This is a genomic window from Octadecabacter arcticus 238 (genome assembly GCF_000155735.2).
GTDB classification, from domain to species: domain Bacteria; phylum Pseudomonadota; class Alphaproteobacteria; order Rhodobacterales; family Rhodobacteraceae; genus Octadecabacter; species Octadecabacter arcticus.
Genome location: NC_020908.1, coordinates 3,679,403 through 3,695,906, shown reverse-complemented (window position 1 = coordinate 3,695,906; position 16,504 = coordinate 3,679,403). Strand labels below are relative to the sequence as shown.

General features: G+C 55.1%; 12 protein-coding genes and 2 pseudogenes. 10 read left to right on the top strand and 4 right to left on the bottom strand.

The genetic code is table 11. The features are described 5' to 3' along the window. Positions 1-149 precede the first annotated feature (149 nt). The gene (locus OA238_RS19065) at positions 150-368 is read left to right on the top strand and encodes a hypothetical protein (RefSeq protein ID WP_044037188.1); all 219 of its coding nucleotides are present in this window, start codon (positions 150-152) and stop codon (positions 366-368) included. Here the strand turns inward: OA238_RS19065 and OA238_RS19060 are convergent. Next, a pseudogene (locus tag OA238_RS19060) lies at positions 340-909 on the bottom strand (IS30 family transposase); the annotation flags it as partial. The gene OA238_RS19065 and the pseudogene OA238_RS19060 sit on opposite strands and share 29 nt — an antisense overlap. A 96-nt stretch (positions 910-1,005) precedes the next feature. Between OA238_RS19060 and OA238_RS19050 the strand changes: the two are divergent. Continuing rightward, positions 1,006-2,498, top strand: a protein-coding gene (locus OA238_RS19050; protein ID WP_085982774.1) for an IS3 family transposase whose coding sequence is annotated in 2 segments (ribosomal slippage) — positions 1,006-1,456 and positions 1,456-2,498 — 1,494 coding nt in all. Because the reading frame shifts where the segments join, the coding sequence is not laid out codon by codon here. A 449-nt stretch (positions 2,499-2,947) separates the two neighbouring features. Here the strand turns inward: OA238_RS19050 and OA238_RS19045 are convergent. The 3 genes from OA238_RS19045 to OA238_RS19035 all read right to left on the bottom strand — a co-directional run bounded on the left by OA238_RS19045 (position 2,948) and on the right by OA238_RS19035 (position 6,212). Further along, positions 2,948-4,015 (bottom strand): quaternary amine ABC transporter ATP-binding protein, encoded by a 1,068-nt coding sequence (locus tag OA238_RS19045; protein WP_015496442.1) that lies wholly within the window; start codon positions 4,013-4,015, stop codon positions 2,948-2,950. Between the two features lie 12 nt (positions 4,016-4,027). Further along, positions 4,028-5,065 (bottom strand): ABC transporter permease, encoded by a 1,038-nt coding sequence (locus tag OA238_RS19040; RefSeq protein ID WP_015496441.1) that lies wholly within the window; start codon positions 5,063-5,065, stop codon positions 4,028-4,030. A gap of 175 nt (positions 5,066-5,240) precedes the next feature. After that, on the bottom strand, positions 5,241-6,212 hold the full coding sequence (locus tag OA238_RS19035; RefSeq protein ID WP_015496440.1) for an ABC transporter substrate-binding protein: 972 nt from the start codon (positions 6,210-6,212) through the stop codon (positions 5,241-5,243). 612 nt (positions 6,213-6,824) lie between these two features. On the opposite strand from OA238_RS19035, the pseudogene OA238_RS19030 reads away from it, so the two are divergent. The 8 genes and pseudogenes from OA238_RS19030 (at position 6,825) to OA238_RS18995 (ending at position 16,476) form a co-directional block, all read left to right on the top strand. Then, positions 6,825-7,801 (top strand): annotated as a pseudogene (locus OA238_RS19030) (IS1595 family transposase). A gap of 242 nt (positions 7,802-8,043) precedes the next feature. Further along, complete coding sequence (locus OA238_RS19025) at positions 8,044-9,111, top strand: IS630 family transposase (RefSeq protein WP_015496439.1); 1,068 nt, start codon at positions 8,044-8,046, stop codon at positions 9,109-9,111. A 448-nt stretch (positions 9,112-9,559) separates the two neighbouring features. Next, complete coding sequence (locus OA238_RS19020; RefSeq protein WP_015496438.1) at positions 9,560-10,567, top strand: BMP family protein; 1,008 nt, start codon at positions 9,560-9,562, stop codon at positions 10,565-10,567. A gap of 6 nt (positions 10,568-10,573) precedes the next feature. Beyond that, positions 10,574-12,115, top strand: coding sequence for an ABC transporter ATP-binding protein (locus OA238_RS19015; protein WP_015496437.1), 1,542 nt, complete (start codon positions 10,574-10,576; stop codon positions 12,113-12,115). Next, a complete protein-coding gene (locus OA238_RS19010) occupies positions 12,105-13,154 on the top strand; it encodes an ABC transporter permease (protein ID WP_015496436.1) in 1,050 nt (349 codons plus the stop codon). The genes OA238_RS19015 and OA238_RS19010 overlap by 11 nt, the downstream gene beginning before the upstream one ends. A gap of 4 nt (positions 13,155-13,158) precedes the next feature. Next, positions 13,159-14,103, top strand: a complete 945-nt coding sequence (locus OA238_RS19005; protein WP_015496435.1) for an ABC transporter permease — start codon at positions 13,159-13,161, stop codon at positions 14,101-14,103. After that, positions 14,103-15,386 carry an amidohydrolase family protein gene (locus tag OA238_RS19000; RefSeq protein WP_015496434.1) on the top strand — a complete coding sequence of 428 codons (1,284 nt, stop codon included), beginning with the start codon at positions 14,103-14,105 and terminating at the stop codon, positions 15,384-15,386. Before OA238_RS19005 ends, OA238_RS19000 begins: the two co-directional genes overlap by 1 nt. Before the next feature lie 109 nt (positions 15,387-15,495). Next, positions 15,496-16,476: an integrase core domain-containing protein gene (locus OA238_RS18995; protein WP_015494085.1), complete on the top strand. Its 981-nt coding sequence runs from the start codon at positions 15,496-15,498 to the stop codon at positions 16,474-16,476. Positions 16,477-16,504 lie beyond the last annotated feature (28 nt).

Here is a 16,504-nt window from a genome sequence, read left to right as displayed (position 1 = left end):
CTTTGGCCATGCGACGAAGTGAATCGCAGGCCCAAAATCGTTAGGTCAATTCAGGCGCAGGAGTATACACTATTTTTTTAACAAAGAAGGGTGTCGCGACACCTGTTAGGATCGCTTATTTTGTAATTTCCCATTCTGGAGGACCAACAATGACAAGGCTCACCGCAAAAGACTTTGATCCTAAGCTTTTGGAACTGTACGATTTTTATGATCATGGCAAAATCACCAAGCGTGAATTTGTGGACGGTGCTGCGAAGTTTGCAGTTGCGGGTATGACGGCAACAACAATTCTAGGCCTGAGGTCGCCCAACTATGCCTTGGTCGAACAAGTCCTTAGATTCAAACATCAAGTGCAACGGTTGATTTGAAAGCCGCTATTTCGTCGGCCATGGCTTCAGCGGGTGTTCTCCATCCGAGGGTTTTTCTCGGACGGTTGTTCATCAGGTTTGCAACGTCGTTCAGCCATGTTTGGCTTGCACCGTTCAGGTCAGTTCCTTTGGGCATGTACTGACGCAGCAGTCCGTTGGTGTTCTCGTTGCTGCCACGCTGCCACGGCGCATGCGGATCGCAGAACCAGATATCGATCTTCAACCGTCTGGCCAGTTCGGGGTGGCAGGCCATCCACTGCCTGGCAGTGGTTTGCTCGCAAACCATGAGAGGGTCGGAGCCACGGTCATAGGTCATGCTCTTGCGCAAAGCAGCGGGTAGTAGTCCCATCTGGCGGGTGAAGCTGTCGAGCGCGGCCTCGGCCCCATTGCCGTCCATTTTGCAAAGAATGACAAAGCGTGTCTTGCGCTCGACCAAGGTGCCCACTGACGAGCGATTGAACGCGCCCTTGATCAGATCACCCTCCCAGTGGCCTGGCACCAATCGCGCCTCGATCTCGTCAGGGCGATTGATAATGCGCAATTATTCCGGGACCATAGCACTGCCCCCTCCGTGCCAATAAGCGTGAGACAATTGACTGGCTAAAGTTTACACTTGAGGGCGTAGGAGAACGAACCCATGGTTATGCCTTCACAATCACCACTTTCGCCAGATGCTGGATCTGGAGCCGTTTTGGCCCCGACGTCGCCTCCCCGCGTTGTTAATGCGCCGTTGGCTCCCACAGCGGAACTGACGAGCATCCCGAAGCGACGCAACTTCACAGCCAAATACAAACTGCGCATTCTGGATGAGACGGACCAAGTGGCAGACACTGGCGGGGTTTCCGCCATTCTACGGCGGGAGGGGCTTTATTCCTCTGCACTGACCGATTGGCGCCGTGCGCGGGCGGCCGGCACATTGGGTGCATTGCAGCCAATGCGCCGTGGCCCACAAAAGGCACCTGCCAATCCATTGCAAGCTGAGCTGGCTAAGGCCAACCGTGAGGTGACAGCCTTGCGGCGCCGTCTGGATCAGGCGGAAGCCATCATTGCCATCCAAAAAAAAGTGGCGGGACTTCTGGACGAGATGGAGCAGACGCAAGAGCGCAGCGGCAAATCATGATGGCCGTCGCGATTGCATTGCCCACCGGCAGCGGCTTGACCTCGGCTGTCTGCGCCGCGCTATCATTATCGCGCGCGAGCGTTCTTCGACAGCGTGCGGCGCTGACGGCACCACCACGCACACGCCCACCGCGCGCAGCGTCTTCGCGGGCTCTGCCGGAAAGGGAAAGAGACCAGGTATTGCACCACCTGCGCGAACCCCGCTTTGCGGATCAGACGCCCACAGAGGTCTTTGCCACCTTGCTGGATGAAGGCACCTATCTGTGTTCAATCCGCACGATGTATCGGATATTGGCCGCGCAGGGCGAAGTTGGCGAACGCCGCCGACAGCGCACACATCCCGTCTATCAAAAGCCTGAACTTCTAGCTGAAGCCCCCAATCAGGTCTGGTCTTGGGACATCACCAAGCTGAGGGGCCCGGTGAAATGGTCCTACTTCTATCTCTATGTCATCCTCGACATCTTCAGCCGCCGCGTTGTTGGCTGGCGCGTCGAGCACGCGGAGAGCGCCAGCCAGTTCAAAGAGCTGTTCATCGACGCGATGGAAAAACACGAGGTTCCACGCGATCAGCTGACATTGCATGCAGATCGCGGTGGGCCCATGAAGGCAAAGACGACAGCCCTGATGCTGGTTGATCTTGGTGTGCTCAAGTCCCACAGTCGGCCCCACACCTCAAACGACAACCCGTTCTCCGAAGCCCACTTCAAAACACTGAAATATCAGCCAGAGTTCCCCAAGAACTTTGAAACCATCGAGCAGGCTCGCGCATTCTGCCGCAGGTTCTTTGCATGGTATAACCAAGACCATCATAACGCCGGGATTGGTCTGATGACGCCCGACCAAATCCATTTTGGGCAGGCCCAAGAAATCTACACCGCGCGACAAGCAACACTAGACGCGGCATTCCTCGCCACGCCCGAACGCTTCGTACACAAACCACCAAAACCGCCTCAAATCCCGACCGCCGTCTGGATCAACCCACCAAAACCAACCGAAGAAACCCAAGCCTAAAGTCCAAAAGCCACTGTCTCAAAGTCGTTGACACGTTCCGGGACGCAGGTGTGATGGTTCCAAAAGAATGGATCGAATACGAACAAAAGTAGAGCCGTGGCACTGCAGTGTCTTTTACGGTCGGTTCAATCGGTCCCGTCGGGCAAATCACTCTGACACGCTAAGCCTGGAACGCTTGGAGCACCAACAAGAGCTTGCGGACGTCGGGCGGGAGTTAAGGTTGGGGCGAGGGCGCGTGCCAATTCACGCAGAAACGTGTGTTGATACTCGGTCCTCACCGCCCCTAGATTGTTGGTTGCTTTGCCCCACAGTGTTGGCGTCCAGTTTACCTGCGACGCGAGATGGTTCTTCGGCCTGCTAGGACTGCCAAGGTGGCATACGGGCGATTGGATATGACGCGCTGATCGCGCGCCATTAATCGTTAGGGCCACCTTAAGCGGGTTGTCCAATCAGCCGCTCAGACGGGCACTTTCGGGGTCGTCTGATTGTTCTGAAGGGACCAGTGCGCGTACCAGTTTGCGCATGTCCAGCTCACCAACTGGCGTGCCGTTCTTCATCACCCGGTAACACAGGGCGGTGTCACCTTCGGATTTTGCAATCACGGACTCCAGCGTATCGTTATGATCGATCTCGCCCGCCTGTTCGCCCGACGCGTTTGGTGTCTTAACCATAACGGAACGGACCCTAAGCACACGTGCGCGGTTGATATCGCTCACGAAATCTTCGATGTAGGGGTCCGCCGGATTGAGTAATATGTGCTGCGGTTCGCCTTGTTGGACAACAAAACCGTCTTTGAGGATGACCAGATGATCCGCCAGTTTCAGCGCCTCGTCCAGATCGTGGGTAATAAACACCACGGTCTTTTGCAATTCTGCCTGCAATTCGTTCAACAGGTTTTGCATGTCGGTGCGGATCAACGGGTCAAGAGCAGAGAACGCCTCGTCCATCAGCATGATGTCGGAATTGCTGGTCAGCGCGCGGGCAATGCCGACCCGCTGCTGCATTCCGCCAGATAGCTGGTGTGGATATTGTTCGCTTTGCCCCTGCAGCCCGACACGGTCAAGCCATTTGCGGGCCTCATCGGCATATTTGCGCTCTTTCTGGCCGTCGATGAAAGGTGCGAGACCGGCGTTTTGCAATACGGTCCGGTGCGGCAGCAGTGCGAATTTCTGGAACACCATCGACATTTCGTGTTGCCGCAAATCGCGCAACTGCTTTTCATTGTATTGCAGGATATTTTCGCCTGCGACCAAAACCTCGCCCGCTGTCGGTTCAATCAGGCGATTAAGGTGGCGGATCAGCGTCGATTTGCCCGACCCCGACAGCCCCATGATCACCGTCGTTTTTCCGGCGCGGACATCGACATTGATGTCGTTCAGGCCCAGCACCTGATTGTGCTTTTCCAGCAGCTCAGTCTTGCTCATGCCGTCTTTCACAAGTTGCAGGGCCGTATCTGGATCGTTTCCGAAAATCTTATAGAGATTGCGGATCGAAATTTTTATGTCTGTATCGTTCATATCCGTCACCTTCTATTTCGATTGGCTTACATTGATGCGGGCGAGGGCAGCTTTGGTCACGCGGTCGAGAATGACTGCGAGAAGAACGATCCCCAGACCGGACAGCAAACCGACGCCAAGCTCTAATGAGCGGATGCCGCGCAGCACCAACACACCCAAACCGGGGGCCGACACCAGCGATGCAATCACGACCATCGCAAGGCTCATCATGATGGTTTGGTTCACGCCTGCCATGATGTTGGGCAGCGCGAGCGGGATTTGCACGTTCAGCAGTTTTTGCCGTTTGGTCATGCCAAAGGCGTCTGCGGCTTCGGTCACGTCAGGATCCACAAGTCTGATACCCAGATCGGTCAGGCGCACCACCGGCACAATCGCATAAAGGATGATCGCGATACCGTAGAGTTTCGGTTCCGTCACTGAGAACAGGAAGATCAAGGGGATCAGATAAACGAAGGGCGGGAGGGTCTGAAGCATATCCAGAATGGGTATCATGATGCGCTGCACGCGGTCACTACGTGCCATGGCAATCCCGATGGGGATGCCCAATACAACACAAGTCAGCGCGCACACAAAGATGATTGCGAGCGTCTGCATGGTGTAGGAATAATAGTCAACGAAGCCAAGGAACCCGAAACAGACCGCGACCAGTGCGACCAGTTGCAACTGGCGGCTTACCACCCAAGCAACCAGCATCAGCAGCGGGATCATGATGAACCAAGGCACGGCCTGCATTACCCACAATGCTTCGTTCAGCGCCCAGCTAAGCGGTTGGGTCAGCGGGTCGACGACCACTTTCAGGCCGTCTTTGATTGCCAAAAAACCTTCCTCCAAACCGCTCGTCAGTTCGCGCGATTGTGGAAATGACGGGCAGGCCTCATGGAGCGCGTCCATGGATGGAAACGGTGTTTCCCAGCTCGTCACGACAATGTCGTCGCCTGAAGTTTCCGCCAGAAGCTGCGCCATAGACGTCATGTCACCGCTGTTTTCACCGCTGGTGCCGCACCAATTGCGCAGTCCCAGCCCGTCGAAAATGAAATCGTAAGTCGCCATGTGTCCCTCATCCGGGCATAATAGTGCGGCCCTTTTTTTATTTCTCTAATTCAATGACAGGGCCGGATCATTTGACCTGGGCCCCGTTTGTTGGTCTGCCTTGGTAGATGGCACGCCCTTGGCGGGCGTTTGCAGCAATCAAGGGGCGGCGCCAAAAGCACCGCCCTGATCGAGTTTATTGCAGCAGCGTGGCCAGCTTTTCGCGCGCGGCATCGTTGATCCAGCCGCTCCATTCGTCAGGATTGTTGCTCAGGAAATACACAGCCGCTTCCTCGTTGGAAGCGTTGTTGTCTTCTTTCCATGCCAGAAGCTGGCTCATCGTGTCCGTCTTGAAGGTCACATTGCCCATCAGTTCTGCGACGTCGGGACGGGTTTCCATGAAGTCCTTGGTCACGATCGTCAGCACGGGTGCTGCCGGAAATGCCGATACGCCCGGATCTGGCGCGTCGGCGTTCTGGTTGGCCGCATGAACGGCTTCGTCGTATTCGCCAAGATCAATGCTTGTCATGTCAAACATGCCAAGCGGCGTCGTTGGACCCCAATAGTAGCCGAACCAAGGTTCTTCGCTTTGGTAGGCCGCTGCCATTGACGTTGCCAGTGTTTCGCCGGACCCGTGATTAAAGACCTCGATCCCGCTGTCCTCAAGGTCGAGCGCGCGGATCAGGTTGTCGTTGACGATGCGGCAGCCCCAACCGTCTGGGCAGTTGTTGAACATGCCACCGACCAGTTCAGGATTGGCCATAATGCCGTCGATTGTCGCAAGTTCTGGATGCGCCTCGATCAGATAGGTCGGTAGCCACCAGCCCTCGACACCGCCGGGGTCAAGCACGCTGCCCAACTCTTCGATCATGCCGTCTTCGCGCAGCTTTGTGTAAGCCTCGCCCGCAGAATTAACCCATAGTTCGGTCACGATGTCGGGCTCGTTGTTTTCAGACAGGGATGTCATCGCCGGTGTGGTATCGGACGGCACCACCGTTACGTCGCAGCCATACCCCTGTTCCATCAAGAATTTTGAGACGGCCGTTACAATGGCGGCTGAATCCCAGTTCATCTGGGTGATTGTGACTTCGCCACATTGATCCTGCGCCAAGGCGGCCGTTGGGGCTGCGAGTGCTGCGAATGCGGCACCAATAATAATTCTCTTCATATCGCGTCTCTCCTTAGTTTATCGTATTTTATCGGGCACATGCCATCGAAGGCTGCACCCGCAAAAGCCCGACAACGCCGCAATCGCGGCATTGCTTTTTTGAGTTTTGATAGGCCCAGAAAGGGCCGTATCTGAGGGATCGTGGTTTTGCCTAACCGAGGGTCAGAAACTGATCGTCATACAACCGTCAGACAGGCGCATTTTGCCAGATGGTTGACCTTCAGGGATGTGCTCCCTTGAATGAAGGCCCAGAAACGCCCCCAAACCATGGCAGCCCGCAACGGTCAAGTCAGCGGCGCAATTCTCTGCACATGCGACAAGCTCCCCTGCGGGCACTATCAGAAGAATACTTGTTGAGGCGGGCAGGGCGAGGAATTAGCGTCGCTGAACCCACTTGTTCAGCGTAGAGACGCCAACCCCTAAATCCGATGAAAGCTGCGGGCGCGTTAAGCCGTTGGTCGTCGCCATTCGCACAGCATCACGCCGAAACTAGTCTGTGTATCGCTTTGCCATTCCATATCTCCTTCAAAGGCTTATCCCCTTTGCTCCGGCGGCACCTGATGTAGTGCGAAGCGGCTTGCCAATCTAGAATGTTCTGGTATTGTTCTTCCCATGCCAGCCAGATGGAAAAACGACAAACCCATGTCCCGCCCCGCGTTCGACGCCAGGTTTTCTGATGAGGAAGCGTGTTCGCATTATCTGGTGGAACATCGTTGGCCTGAGGGCTTCGTCTGTCCTTCCTGTGGCACCTGCAAGGGCTGGCCGTTAAAGCGAAATCGCGCGACTTGGGAATGTGCCGGTTGCGCACGGCAGACATCCGTGACGGCTGGCACGGTAATGCACAGCAGCCATTTGCCGTTGCGAATTTGGTTTCTTGCCGCGCACATCATCACCAGCCATTCCAACGGCATGTCAGCGCTGCAACTTCAGGCGCAACTTGGCCTTGGCAGCTACAAGACGGGTCGCCATCGTCGCTCGGACCGATGGCGCTTCTCGGCGACCTCCTCTTGCAAAAGCTGCGGCGGTCGATGGTCAACCCTGACCGCAACCCCCTGAAAGACCTTGTCGAAATCGATGAAACAGAGATGCCGTTCCGGTCCCGGCATGATCCCGAGGACCGGCCAAAGGGTGGGCGCAGCCCGGTTGGAAAGATGTTTGTCGTCTGTGCCGTCGAGTTATCAAGTGACGGACATCCGCGCCGTATCAGGATGAAACACATTCCCGACGGCGCGTCAAAGACGCTGCACGGGTTCATTGGTCAGGCTGTAGAGCCTGGCGCTCACATCATCACGGATGGCTGGCTCGGTTACGAAAATCCTCCTGCAAACACGCATGAGGCAAAGGTCGTCAGCGGCAAGAAGGCACACGACATACTCCACTGGGTCCACCGCGTGTTCTCCAACCTAAAAACGTGGGCAAAAGGCGTCTTCCACGGCCTCAGAAAGTGCCATCTACAACGCTATCTCGACGAATTCGTGTTCCGCTGGAACCGACGGCGACACATGCGAAGCGCCTTCGACACGCTGCTGGGGATCGGTGTTGGTCTCGGGCCAGCGACATATCGTGATTTTGTTGAACAGCGCGCCTGAAGGGCCTCGTTCACGGCAAAAGCCACGCCCTATAAACCCACCAGACGTTACAAACTGATCCGATCCGCCTCTAAAGCCACAAGGGCAAGATTCTGCGCCGCGTCAACATGTGGGGCAACCGGACTAAAAGGGATAAGCCTTTCTCCTTCATATACTCCTGCGCCTGAATTGACCTGACGATTTTGGGCCTGCGATTCACTTCGTCGCATGGCCAAAGGCGGTTCAGTCTGTATTTTGAGTTTATGAGCAAGCAATACAAAACAGTCTCCTTATCCGACGAGCAGCGCATAGCACTTGAAGCGCTTTGCCGCCGCCGCAAAGTTGACGCCCTTGTTTGGAAACGGGCGCGCGCGTTTCTTCTTTTGGACGCAGGAGAAGACGCCGGAACGGTTTGCCGGATTTTGGATATTGGCCCGACAGTTTTGACGGAGTGGCGATTAGCCTTTGCCGGTGCGGGACTATCGTTTTTCGGTCTGAAGGACTACAGCCAGCGTCAGGGTCATTTGTCCGTCGTGCAAGAGCAGGCGGTGAGAGCCCATTTCACCGCGCAGCCTGCCCGCAATGCCGATGAGGTCTGTGCCTATGTTCTAGCCGAGTGCGACCAAAACTACAGCACGTCGGGAGCCGCCAAGCTGATGCGCCGCCTGGGGTTCGCGTATAAGAAACCACAATTGCTGCCTGCACAGGCCGATGAAGCCAAGCAGGCTGCGTTTATTGCCAAATATGAGGCCCTGATGAACGGGTTGGCCGCAGATGAGATGGTTGTCTTTTCGGACGCTGTCCACCCCGAACACCAGAGCCGCCCCGCCCATGGTTGGTTCCCCAAGGGACAAAAGACGGCCCTGAAGGCGACATCAGGGCGCAAGCGGCTCAACATTCAGGGCGCGCTTGACCTTGAGACTTTCCAGTTCACCTTTGTGGAAGGCGAGAAGATCAATGCCCAGACAACCCGACAGATGCTGGAAAAGTTGGAACGCAACAACCAAACCAAGACGGCCATCCACGTCTTTGTCGACAATGCCCGCTATCATCATGCCAAGATACTACAGCCATGGCTGGACAGCCCAGAACGTCGGGTGAAGTTGCATTTCTTGCCAGCATATGCCCCGCACCTCAACCCGATCGAGCGTCTTTGGGGTGTTATGCACAAATGGGTCACCCACAATCGGCACTATGCAACGTTCAACCAATTCACAGAGGCCATTTTCGACTTCTTCCGCAAGACCCTGCCAGAAAAACGGCCAGAGTTCCGCGACACCGTCACCGACAACTTCCGCGTCATATCGCTCAAGGAATACAAAGTGATTTGAGGGGAAAACCTCAGGTCAATCCAGGCGCGGGAGTATAGCAAACATTTCTCGAAAGAGACCGGAACTTAAACGGGGCAAGACCAGCCGAGCGCTTGAGCAATTTGAGGGCTCCGCGCATGACGCGCTTGCTCAAACTGACGACGAAGAATATGAAATCCAAACCCGCAAACTCTCGTTATGAATGAGGGAGCCTCGGGGAGCAGGTCAGCCCATCTCTGCGAAAACGACCTCAACGTGGACGAATGTGCTGGTGATCTCTCGGACAGGGTTGTCTTCGCGGATGTGATTGATCGCTTGATTGATTTGCTTAACGATCAAAATATGTGCGCTGCATTGTTTTGTATCGGATTCTTTGAGCAAGCGAACGTTGAAGCAGTGAGCTGAAATTCATTTCTTGATCATTTGGTCGAAAATGGCGTTAATTGGCTCGCAACCAAGGGGATTCACAATGTTTGACAGAGTAATTTTCAATCGCCGCCACTTTATGGCGTCTACGGCAGCAACATCGCTGATGCTAGGAGCTGGCCGCGCCGCAGCGGCGGAGCCTATAAAAACGGCGGGCATCTATACGGTGCCTGTCGAACAGCAGTGGGTCAGCCGGATTCATAAAGCCGCAATGACGGCACAAGAACGTGGTGAAATCGAATATTCGTTCTCCGAGAATGTCAGCAATACAGACTACGCCCGCGTGATGCGTGAATACGCCGAGGCTGGTAACACATTGATAATCGGCGAAGTCTTTGGCGCCGAACAAGAGGCGCGCGAGGTCGCAGCTGATTACCCCAACGTCGCATTTTTGATGGGCTCCAGTTTCAAAGAAGATGCCGGGCTGCCGAACTTTTCAGTGTTCGACAACTATATCCAAGATGCGGCATACCTGTCCGGCATCATAGCAGGATCCATGACCGCAACGAATAATATCGGTATGGTTGGCGGCTTTCCAATCCCCGAAGTCAATCGTCTGATGAATGCGTTCATGGCAGGCGCACTTGAAATGAACCCTGACATTGAGTTCCAAGTCAGCTTTATCGGCAGCTGGTTTGATCCGCCCAAGGCCAAAGAGACTGCGTTTGCGATGATCGAAAATGGTGCTGATGTCCTTTATGCAGAACGCTTTGGCGTTTCTGATGCCGCGCAAGAAAAGGGCGTTCTGGCCATTGGTAATGTGATCGACACGCAATCCGATTATCCCGAAACGGTTGTTGCGTCTGCAATCTGGAATTTTGAACCAACTCTGGATATGGCGATCGCCTCTGTGCAGGCAGGCGACTTTACGGCAGCGGATTACGGAGTCTATTCCTTCATGAACCAAGGTGGGAACGAATTGGCGCCGCTGGGTACTTTTGAAGGTAAGGTTCCTGCCAATGCCATGGAATTGGTCGCGACCCGTCAGGCTGAAATCATGTCAGGAGCATTTACGGTAACGGTCAACGACGACGAACCGACGTCTTCCTAACCGATTATGGCAGATGCCCCTGTTGAGGCCCTAAGCCTGAACGCCATAACCAAACGCTTTGGAGAGTTGACCGCAAACGATGCGGTCAGCTTTTCCGTGGACAAAGGCGAAGTTGTTGCGCTTTTGGGTGAAAACGGTGCGGGCAAAACGACGCTCATGAACATTCTCTTCGGCCAATACACGGCTGACAGCGGGACCGTGGCGGTATTCGGGAAAACCCTGCCGCCCGGGAATTCACGCGCGGCGTTGGATGCAGGCGTCGGCATGGTGCATCAACACTTTGCGTTAGCCGACAATCTAACCGTCCAAGAGAACATTACCCTCGGGGTGCGCAGCTTATTCAGCCTACGATCGGGGCGCGCCGCCGCGCGTGCCAAGATCATTGATTTATCCACGAAATTCCACCTTGTCGTGTCGCCCGATGCCCGTGTTGGCAGCTTGACGGTGGGGGAGCGACAACGTGTGGAAATCCTCAAGGCGCTATACCGAGACGTGCGTATCTTGATCTTGGACGAACCGACTGCCGTGCTTACCCCACAAGAAACCGATGATTTGTTTGCCACACTTAGACTGGCTATCGAGAGCGGCCTTTCGATCATCTTTATTTCGCACAAATTGCACGAGGTCATGGCGATTGCCGACCGCGTCGTCGTGCTGCGGCATGGTAAGATGATCGGGGGAGCACGGACGCAAGATACTGACAAGCACGCCCTCGCCGCAATGATGATGGGGACAGAAGCGACCGCGCCGCAAGTTGCACCCGCCAATCCCGGTCCGCCACTTCTTGAGTTGCAGGACGTTACCACCCCGAATATCGCCAGTGCCCCTGGTCTGAAATCAGTGTCACTGGCGCTGCGCGCGGGTCAGATTATTGGTCTTGCGGGAGTGTCCGGCAACGGTCAAGCGGCCATGGCGGATGTTGTGGGTGGATTGCGCAGCCCGTCCAGTGGATATGTTGCGCTGAACGGCACCCGTATCCAAAAATGGAGCCCGCGGAGAGCCGTTCAAAGTGGGGTCGCGCGGATACCCGAAGACCGGCACAAAACGGGCACGATCGCGGATTTCGATCTCACTGAAAACGCTATCCTAGAACGCTACAAGACTGCGGCGTTTAGCACGAGTGGGTGGCTCGACTGGCGAAAATCGCGCTTATTTGCGCAAAGTATTATCGACAAATACGATGTGCGTTGTCCAGGTACAGATACGCCGATCCGGCTGCTTTCAGGCGGCAACATGCAAAAGCTGATCTTGGGTCGCGTACTTGAAGCCGACCCGCAGATCATTCTAGCCAACCAACCCGTGCGCGGCCTTGATATTGGTGCCGTCAATTATGTGCATGGCCAGCTGCTTGCGGCGCGCGATCGGGGTGCGGCCGTGCTTTTGATTTCGGAAGATCTGGACGAGGTTATGGCCCTGTCAGATGTTATCCACGTGATTGTGGGTGGGCGTTTGTCGCCTGCATTTGGACGCGCTGAAATGACACCAGCGCAGCTTGGAATCTGGATGGCAGGTCAAGGATTTGACGACGTGGTGGCCCATGCGTCTTGAACCTATCAAAAACCCGTCACTGGCGCGAAGCGTGTTGCCGCCTACGATTGCACTGGGCGCGACTGTGGTAATTGCCTCGCTTCTGGCAATGGCCGCGGGGGCAAACCCGTTTTCAGTTTTTGGGTTGATCCTGCGCGGCGCGTTCGGGTCACAATTTGCGCTGCTTGAAACGCTGAACCGCGCCACCCCTTTGATTTTCACAGGCCTTGCAGCCGCAGTCGCGTTCCGTGCCAAATTCTGGAACATCGGCGCAGAGGCGCAGCTTTACGCAGGTGCGTTACTGACGGTCATGCTTGGCACCGGCGTTTTGCCTTGGCCCAGCTTCGCGCTTCTGCCAACACTCGTTGTGTTTTCAATCTTAGCGGGTGCGTTCGTCTTGTTAATACCTGCGCTGCTCAAAACTCGATTCGGCGTAGACGAGGTTGTGACGACTTTGCTGTTCAACTTCATATTCCTGCTGTTTATCTCGATGCTTCTTGAGGGGCCATTGAAAGACCCAATGGGCATGGGCTGGCCCAAATCGGCGCGTTTGATCGACGAGGCGCGATTGCCACGGCTGGTCGACGGCCTGCGTTTACATTGGGGTTTTGGGCTCGCAATTCTATCAGCCTTTGTCATCTGGATCATCCAGACCCGAAGCACGCTGGGGTATGAAATGCGCGCCGTCGGTTTGAACAAACAGGCCGCCGCGTTTGCAGGTATTCCAGTGAACCTCGTCTTAGTTAAGACCGCGCTTTTGTCTGGAGGTCTGGCAGCGCTTGCCGGATTTTCGGAGGTGGCGGGAGTAAAGGCCAGCCTGACCCTCGATCTGTCCCCCGGCTTTGGCTACACAGGCATCATTGTCGCAATGCTGGCCTTGCTGCATCCGCTTGGTGTGATTGTCGCGGCCTTGTTTGTCGCGGGAATATTTGTGGGCGCTGATAGCATGAGCCGCGCCGCTGGTGTACCAACCTATCTGGCCGACATCATGCTTGCGACCGCGCTGTTGTTGATGGTTCTCGCCATCATGCTGACGCGGTTTCGTGTGGTGAGGGATTAACGCTATGGAAATCATCGATATCCTGTTCACCGCCAGCTTTTGGGCGGCCGCGATCCGCATCGCTAGCCCGTTGATCTTTGCGACATTGGGGGAATTGATCTGCGAACGTGCGGGCGTCCTGAATCTGGGGATCGAAGGGATCATGGTTGCGGGAGCATTTGCGGGCTGGATGGCGGTTTATTCCGGCACGGGGCTATGGGTTGGGGTAGGTGTTGCTATGCTTGTGGGCATGCTGTTCGGGTTGCTTCACAGCATCCTGACGGTACCGTTTGGGCTGTCCCAGCACGTAGTCGGCCTAGGCGTGACGCTGTTGGCGACGTCATCGACATATTATGCCTACCGCCTCGCTTTGCCGGAGGTCACGAGCCCGCCAAAGATCGAAGCCTTCCAACCGTTCGAAATCCCGATCCTGTCGGACATTCCATTGATTGGGCCCGCGCTGTTTTCGCAAACGCCGTTTACGTATCTGGCCTTTGTATTGGTTGCGGTTGTGGCGGTTATTCTGTACCGCACGCCGCTCGGGCTTGCAGTGCGTGCCGCGGGCGAAAACCCCGCAGCGGTTGCGGCACAGGGCCTGTCGGTCAATGCAATCCGCATGGGGGCTGTCGTTGTCGGCAGCGGGTTCATGGCGATGGGCGGCGCATTTTTGACAATGTCCGCATTTGACAGCTTCTTTTTCGAAATGGTCAACGGTCGCGGCTGGATCTGCATTGCACTTGTCGTGTTCGGGTCGTGGAGGCCGGGAAAGGCCCTCTTGGGCGCAATACTGTTTGCAGCATTTGATGCACTTCAAATCCGAGTGCAACAAACGAGCTTGGGCTCACTGGTACCATACCAGATTTTCCTAATGATGCCCTATATACTATCCATCGTGGCCCTTGTTTTGATGTCACGCCGCGCCGAAGTGCCCGCCGCCCTGATGGTGCCATTCAACAAAGGAGAACGCTGATGTTTGATTTGATCGTCAAAGGCGGAACGCTGCCGGATGGGCAGGTTGTGGACATTGGCATAAAAGGTTCAAAAATAGCCGCCTTAGCCGATCTGAGCGATGCGCAGGCAGGACAGATCATAGACGCGACTGGCGATCTGGTCAGCCCGCCTTTTGTGGACCCCCATTTCCATATGGATGCAACTTTGTCCTACGGTCTGCCGCGCATCAACACGTCTGGTACGCTGCTTGAGGGGATCGGGCTTTGGGGTGAGCTCAAACAAATCATGACACAGGACGAGGTTGTTAACCGCGCGCTGAAATACTGCGATTGGGCAGCAAGTATGGGAGTGTTGGCGATCCGCAGCCATGTCGACACATGTGACGATCGATTGTTGGGTGTCGAGGCGCTGATCGAGGTCCGTGATCGCGTCAAAGACTACATTGATTTACAGCTCGTAGCGTTCCCGCAAGACGGATTCTATCGTGACCCGACAGCACGTGAAAATACGATCCGGGCTCTGGATATGGGCGTTGATGTTGTGGGCGGCATCCCCCACTTCGAGCGCACAATGGCGGATGGTGCGGCCTCAGTGCGCGAGCTTTGCGAAATTGCCGCCGCGCGTGGATTGTCGGTCGATATGCATTGCGACGAAAGCGACGACCCCCATTCACGCCACATCGAAACCCTTGCGTATGAAACACAGCGCCTTGGTTTGCAGGGCCGTGTAGCAGGGTCACATTTGACTTCGATGCATTCGATGGACAATTACTACGTGTCCAAACTGCTGCCACTTATCGCTGAGGCAGACATCAACGTCATCCCAAACCCGCTGATCAATATCGTCCTTCAAGGACGTCATGACACTTACCCCAAACGACGTGGGCTGACGCGTGTAAAGGAAATGCTGGCTATGGGCATTAACGTCGGTTGGGGGCAGGATTGTGTTCTTGACCCATGGTACTCACTCGGCACCGCCGATATGCTTGATGTGGCCTTTATGGGGCTGCATGTGGCACAGATGACCAGCCCTAAAGATATGCGAACTTGTTTTGATATGGTCACCGTGAACAACGCCACAACAATGGGGCTAACCGATTATGGGCTGCATGTCGGTTCAAAGGCGTCGTTGGTCATACTAGACGCAGGCGACCCAATTGAGGCCCTGCGCCTGCGCGCAACCCGACTATGCGTCATTGCGAATGGCCGCGTCATAAGCCAAACCCCGCGTGCGAACGCTGCGCTTAGCCTACCGGGCCGGCCTCAAACATCGCGTAGGCGACACACATTCGACAAAGGCTAAAGCGTTATGCTATGAATAAGTTCAGATAGATGTGAGACAAAATTTTGTTGCCAAGATTTAGGCGACCTCGGAGACTGAGAATTGAAAGAAACCAGCTCACGAGGCCAATATGCAAATCATCGGACTGCACAAGAACGTTTATAAACTTTATGCTTGGGCGCGGACACAAGAATGTTTGGACGTGTACCGTATCAAATACGAAGGTCAGGTTCGGCAATGGGACGACTTACGTACAGAGGGCGTTTCTCTATCAAAGTGCGCTGAATTCGTCGGCATCTCGCGCGCGACATATTACCGTCACAAGCGTATTTTGAAGGATTTGGCGCAGGCAATCATACCGCCTTCAAAGGCTCCCAAACGCTGCAACAAGTCACAGTGGGGCGAGGCAGAAAAGCAATTGGTGCTTGAGGCCCGCCGCGACAATGAAACCTACGGTAAGGAGAAAATAGGGGCCATCTTGCGTCGCGACAAAAAGCAAACCATGAGCGATAGCACCGTGGGGCGCATTTTGAGCTTTCTAAGGAAAAAAGGCCTGATCACACGATCAAGATCTGCGCCCCAAAAGCGCAAGCGTAATTTTTCCAAGGGGCATGCCAAGGGATGGAAATATAGGGATTACAAAGATATTGTGGTTGGCGAGCGTGTGCAGATCGATCATATGACTGCCACGAAGAACGGCGTCACGTGCAAACACTTTCAAGCCTGGGAGAGGTGTAGCAAGCATATCCACGCGCAAGTTTATTCGAATGCCACGGCACGCTCTGCCAAACGGTTTTTGCAAGAACTCGTGGAAATAGCTCCCTATAAGATCATCTCAATTCAAGTCGATGGCGGGTCTGAGTTTATGGCCGATTTTGAGACAGCGTGCGAACAGATGGAGATCCCGCTCATTGTGCTGCCGCCAGCAAGGCCAAAATACAACGGTGGTGTCGAGCGCGGTAACCGCACCTTCCGCGAAGAGTTCTATGCATGTCGTGATCTCATTGCCGACAGCATAGGAGCGATGCGGTTTGAACTTCGAAAAGCCGTCGATAAATACAACACATTCAGGCCTCATCATGCCTTGAAAGGCAAGACACCAATGGAGTAAATTCGAATCACTCAGGCCAAAGTCGTGT

Bases quoted from the DNA above. Each gene is read 5' to 3' on its own strand.
- OA238_RS19065 (WP_044037188.1), top strand. From the start codon at position 150: ATGACAAGGCTCACCGCAAAAGACTTTGATCCTAAGCTTTTGGAACTG.
- OA238_RS19045 (WP_015496442.1), bottom strand. From the start codon at position 4,015: ATGAACGATACAGACATAAAAATTTCGATCCGCAATCTCTATAAGATT.
- OA238_RS19040 (WP_015496441.1), bottom strand. From the start codon at position 5,065: ATGGCGACTTACGATTTCATTTTCGACGGGCTGGGACTGCGCAATTGG.
- OA238_RS19035 (WP_015496440.1), bottom strand. From the start codon at position 6,212: ATGAAGAGAATTATTATTGGTGCCGCATTCGCAGCACTCGCAGCCCCA.
- OA238_RS19025 (WP_015496439.1), top strand. From the start codon at position 8,044: ATGAGCAAGCAATACAAAACAGTCTCCTTATCCGACGAGCAGCGCATA.
- OA238_RS19020 (WP_015496438.1), top strand. From the start codon at position 9,560: ATGTTTGACAGAGTAATTTTCAATCGCCGCCACTTTATGGCGTCTACG.
- OA238_RS19015 (WP_015496437.1), top strand. From the start codon at position 10,574: ATGGCAGATGCCCCTGTTGAGGCCCTAAGCCTGAACGCCATAACCAAA.
- OA238_RS19010 (WP_015496436.1), top strand. From the start codon at position 12,105: ATGCGTCTTGAACCTATCAAAAACCCGTCACTGGCGCGAAGCGTGTTG.
- OA238_RS19005 (WP_015496435.1), top strand. From the start codon at position 13,159: ATGGAAATCATCGATATCCTGTTCACCGCCAGCTTTTGGGCGGCCGCG.
- OA238_RS19000 (WP_015496434.1), top strand. From the start codon at position 14,103: ATGTTTGATTTGATCGTCAAAGGCGGAACGCTGCCGGATGGGCAGGTT.
- OA238_RS18995 (WP_015494085.1), top strand. From the start codon at position 15,496: ATGCAAATCATCGGACTGCACAAGAACGTTTATAAACTTTATGCTTGG.